The sequence below is a fragment of the Streptomyces boluensis genome (genome assembly GCF_009908195.1).
Taxonomy (GTDB): Bacteria; Actinomycetota; Actinomycetes; order Streptomycetales; family Streptomycetaceae; genus Streptomyces; species Streptomyces boluensis.
The window spans coordinates 1-4,538 of record NZ_JAAAHS010000514.1; the positions used below are offsets into that span (position 1 = coordinate 1).

General features: G+C 70.7%; 3 protein-coding genes and 1 pseudogene. 1 reads left to right on the top strand and 3 read right to left on the bottom strand.

The window, feature by feature from the left end:
• The first annotated feature begins 33 nt into the window (after nucleotides 1–33).
• A complete protein-coding gene (locus GUY60_RS34925) occupies nucleotides 34–498 on the top strand; it encodes a PPOX class F420-dependent oxidoreductase (protein ID WP_161705301.1) in 465 nt (154 codons plus the stop codon).
• 142 nt (nucleotides 499–640) lie between these two features.
• On the opposite strand, the gene GUY60_RS34930 is transcribed toward GUY60_RS34925, so the two are convergent.
• The 3 genes and pseudogenes from GUY60_RS34930 to GUY60_RS34940 form a co-directional block, all read right to left on the bottom strand.
• Nucleotides 641–1,429 (bottom strand): TetR/AcrR family transcriptional regulator, encoded by a 789-nt coding sequence (locus GUY60_RS34930; RefSeq protein WP_161705304.1) that lies wholly within the window; start codon nucleotides 1,427–1,429, stop codon nucleotides 641–643.
• Between the two features lie 75 nt (nucleotides 1,430–1,504).
• Nucleotides 1,505–3,121 carry an MFS transporter gene (locus tag GUY60_RS34935; RefSeq protein ID WP_161705306.1) on the bottom strand — a complete coding sequence of 539 codons (1,617 nt, stop codon included), beginning with the start codon at nucleotides 3,119–3,121 and terminating at the stop codon, nucleotides 1,505–1,507.
• Nucleotides 3,122–3,266: 145 nt separating this feature from the next.
• Nucleotides 3,267–4,529: pseudogene (locus tag GUY60_RS34940) on the bottom strand (mannosyltransferase YkcB-related protein); the annotation flags it as partial.
• Between the last annotated feature and the right edge of the window lie 9 nt (nucleotides 4,530–4,538).

Here is a 4,538-nt window from a genome sequence, read left to right on the forward strand (position 1 = left end):
GAGGGGGCTCATCGCTCTGGCTAGGCTGCGGCCATGTCTCCTCAGATCGCTTCCAACACCCGTGTCGACCTTGCCGAGTTGCTGGAGTTCGTCCGGCCTCGGCATCGCGCGATCCTGCTGACCCGGCGGGCCGACGGATCTCCGCAGAGCTCGCCGCTGACCTGCGGGGTCGACGACTCCGGCCGCATCGTGGTGTCCACGTACCCGGAACGCGCGAAGACCCGGAACGCGCGGCGTGACCCCCGGGTCGGCGTGCTCGTGCTGAGCGACGACTGGAACGGCCCGTGGGTCCAGGTCGACGGCACCGCCGAGGTCCTCGACGTACCGGAGTCGGTGGAGCCGCTTGTCGAGTACTTCCGGAACATCTCCGGGGAGCACCCTGACTGGGACGAGTACCGCGCCGCCATGGTCACGCAGGGCAAGTCCATCCTGCGGATCACCCCGGAGCGGTGGGGTCCGGTGGCCACGGGCGGGTTTCCGGCGCGGCTGGCCGACTGAGGAGTGCTTGTTTCCGGTGCCGGGGCCGGGGATCAGGGCGTGGGCCGGAGACCAGGGCGTGGGCCGGAGACCAGGGCGTGGGCCGGAGACCAGGGCGTGGCCCGTCCGGGGAGCAGGGCTGGTCCGGGTCGCGGGCCGGGCTTCAGGACTCCGTGCCGTACCGGCTCACCATCGCCTCGATGCCCGCGATCATCAGGTCGAGGGCGAAGGTGAAGTCGCCCTCCCAGACCTCGGCGACCGTCTTCCCCGCGTGCGCCGCGATGACGTCCTTGACCTCGTCGATCTGTCCGACCAGCTTCGGGTCGTCCGTGAACGCGTCCATGGCATCGCTGTAGTACTCGTCCGGCGTCATCCCCGACGCGGCGCACCGCTGATTGAAGTGGCCCTCCATCGTGCCGAAGCCGTACGCGAACTGGAAGACCGCCGCCGTCGCGCCCGACCGCGCCCGCGGGGGCAGCCCCGTGGTCCGGATGATCTTCTGCACGGCCTCCGCGAAGGCGATGGAGTGCGGGCCGATGTTCAGGTACTCGTTGACGATCGTCGACACCCAGGGGTGCCTGACCAGCACCGTCCGGTAGTCGACGGCGAGGCGGCGCAGGTGCACCCGCCAGTCCTGGCCGTCGTCCGGGTCGGTCAGCGGGAGCTCGCCGAAGACGGCGTCGACGGTGAGTTCGAGGATGTCGTCCTTGGTGTCCACGTACCAGTAGAGCGACATCGCGGTGACGTTCAGCTCCGTGGCGATACGGCGCATGGACAGCTTCGAGAGGCCCTCGGCGTCCAGGAGCCGGACGGCGGTCGCGATGATCCGGTCCCGGTCGAGGCCGTCCGGCTGGTCCGGGCCCGCCTTGCGGCTCGACACCCGGGCAGCCTTGTCCTCCAGCCAGACGCTGGCCCGCGCCGGGTTCCTCGCGCGGTCGGCCGCCCTCACCATGGTGTGCCCTTCTCTCACTCGCTCGTACAGGCACTGTAGGTCGGGGCGCGGTGCGTCGGGACCCCGCGCCCCTGGTCAGCCTCTCTCCACCCCTGCCGTCCCTTCCGCCGCAGCCGTCTCTTCCGTCCCTTCCGCCGGAGCCGTCCCTTCCGCCGCAGCCGGCTCGGCCATCTCCGCCGGCTCGGCCATCTCCGCCGCCTCCGCCCGTTCCGCCCGAGCCAGCAGCCCCGCCGCGAGCAGGCCGCCGATGAACACCGCGACCGCGCCCACCAGTTGACTGGTCTGCAGGCCGGACGCGAAGGCGTCGGCGATCTCCTGGCGTTCGGCCGCGCTGTCGGCCGCCGCGAGGGCCGCGGGCAGCGAGGCGGCGGTGACGGTGACGAGCGCCGCGAACCGGGCGTTGAGTACGGCGCCCAGAACCGCGACACCCAGCCCGTTGCCGAACTCGGCGAGCGTGCCGTTGATGCCCGCGCCCACCCCGGCCTTCTCCCGCGGAATGGCGCTCATGATGGCGTTGGCCATGGCCGGCTGCGAGACCGCCATCCCGGCGCCGAAGAGGACAAGGCCGAGCAGGATGCCGCCGTACGAACCGTCCGTACCCCCGCCGAGCAGGGCGATCGAGCCGAGCCCCGCGGCCACCATGGTCATACCGAGGACGACCGTACGCGGCGTGCCCAGCTTGATGAGGAACTTCGGTCCGACGCCCGTCAGGTTGAGCCCGACGATGGTCAGGGCGAGCGGCGCCATCCGCAGCCCCGCCTCCAACGGCTCGTATCCGAGGACGAATTGGAGATGCTGCGTCAGCAGGAACAGCGAACCGCCCATCCCGAAGACCACAAGCAGCGAACCCGCGATGGCCCCCACGAACTTCGGGTTCCGGAAGAAGTGCATGTCCAGCATCGGGTACGGGGTCCGCAGCTCCCACAGCGCGAAGGCCGCGAGCACCACCACGCCGACGGCCGCCGGGGTGAGCACCTGCGCCGAGGTCCAGCCGTGCTCGGGCCCGGTGATGATCGCGTAGACGACGGCCACCATGCCGATGGTCGAGAGCAACGCGCCGAGCAGGTCGGGCCGGTCACCCTGCGGGTTCTTCGACTCCGGCACCAGCTTCACGACGGCGACCAGACCGAGCACGGCGACCGGGATGTTGATCAGGAAGATCGCGCCCCACCAGTAGTGGTCCAGGATCAGGCCGCCGATCAGCGGTCCCGCGGCGAAGCCGAGTGAGCCGACCGTGGCCCACAGGGCGATGGCCTTCACCCGCTCCTCGTCGGCGAAGATCTGCATGACCACGGCGAGCGTGGTGGTCATCAGCAGCGCGCCGCCGATGCCCATACCGGCCCGCGCGGCGATCAACTGCCCACTGGTCTGGGCGAGTCCGGCACAGAGCGAGCCGATCCCGAACAGGGCGAGGCCCACGGTCAGCATCTTCTTACGGCCGTACCGGTCCGCGGCGTTGCCCGCGGTGAGCAGCAATCCGGACTGGACCAGCGAATACGCGTTGATCATCCACTGGATGTCGGCGGTGGACGCGTCCAGCTCCGAGGTGAGCGAGGGGATCGCGACGCTGAGCACGGTGTTGTCGAGCAGCACGGTGAGCTGGGCGAGGCAGATGACGCCGAGGATCAGCCAGCGCTGCGGGTGGCCGCCGGTGGGGGCGGCTTGATGCGGTTGATCGGTCGTCGCCGTCACGGCGATCCCTCCCTGAAGGGCTTCTTGTACGGTGTACGGGACTGGTTCCCGTACACCGTACAAGAGGTTCTCTTACGCTGTACATCTCTTCTCTGTACGTCAGCTCTTGGGCTGGGCGGTCAGGCCTTGGGCTCGAGCTTGGCGGTCAGGCCTTGGGCTGGGTCAGGTCGTAGAGGGTGGTGCCGTCGACGGTGACCTTCTTGAAGTTCTCGGTCACCCAGGTCGTGAGGGCCGAGCTGCTGTTGCCGCCGGGGCCACCGCCCCTGCCCCCGCCACCCTCGCCGCCACCTATGAAGTAGTGGATCTTCCCGTCTGCCACGTACCGCTTGAACTGGGCGAGCGTCGGCGACGGGTCGCTCCCGTTGAAGCCGCCGATCGCCATGACCGGGTCCTCGGTCGCCAGTTGGTAACTAGCGGCGTTCTGCGCACCGATGGTCGCGGCGACCCAGGTGTACGTACCGGAGTCCCGCTCCAGCTTCGCCCGCACCTCGCTACTGACGCTGGCACCGTTGAGCAGGCCACCCATGCCTCCGCCTCCGCCTCCGAGGCGTTCACCGAAGCCACCTCCGCCGGGGCGGGTCTGCGGGTTCTGGCCGTTCTGCTGGTTCTGCTGCTTGCCGTTGGGTGCGGCCTGGCCGCCGTTCTGGAGCTGGCCGCCGGTCGGGGGCTGGCCCATGCCGCCGCCAGGACCCCCACCTCCGGCCGGAAGCCGGCCGCCCTGCCCGTTCTGCGCCTGCCCCTTCTGTGCCTGGCCGTTCTGGCCCGGACCGCCCGGAGGCATGCCGCCGCCGGGGCCGCCCCGGCCGCCCGACACCGTGGGGCCGGCCGTGACGATCGAACCCGCGTGCCCCTCACCGACCGTCGTCAAGGTGTACGCCGCCGGTCCCGCGAGCGAGGCCGCGAGCCCCAACCCGGCTGCGGCGAGGCCCAGTCGGCGTCCGCCGCGGGACGCGAGCAGCAGCCCGAGCGCGGCCACCAGTCCGCCGACGAGCACCGCCCAGCGCAGCCACGGCACGTACCCGGTGGAGCGCCCGAGCAGTACGTACGACCAGTACGCCGTCACCGCCACCGTGCCCGCGAGCACAGCCGCGGCGAGGAACCGGCCGCGCTCCTCCCACAGCACCGTGGCGCCCATGCCGACCAGGGCCGCGATGTACGGGGCGAGGGCCACCGTGTAGTACTCGTGGAAGATCCCCTGCATGAAGCTGAAGACGGCCGCCGTCATGAGGAGCGAGCCGCCCCAGGCGAGGAACGCGGCGCGCGCCGTGTCCGTACGCCCGGCCTTCCAGGTCACGACGATCCGCGCGACGAGCAGGATCAGCGCGGCGGGCAGCAGCCAGGAGATCTGGCCGCCGATGTTCGCGCCGACCAGACGGTCGATGCCGGTGTCACCCCAACCACCGCCACCTGTCTCTTA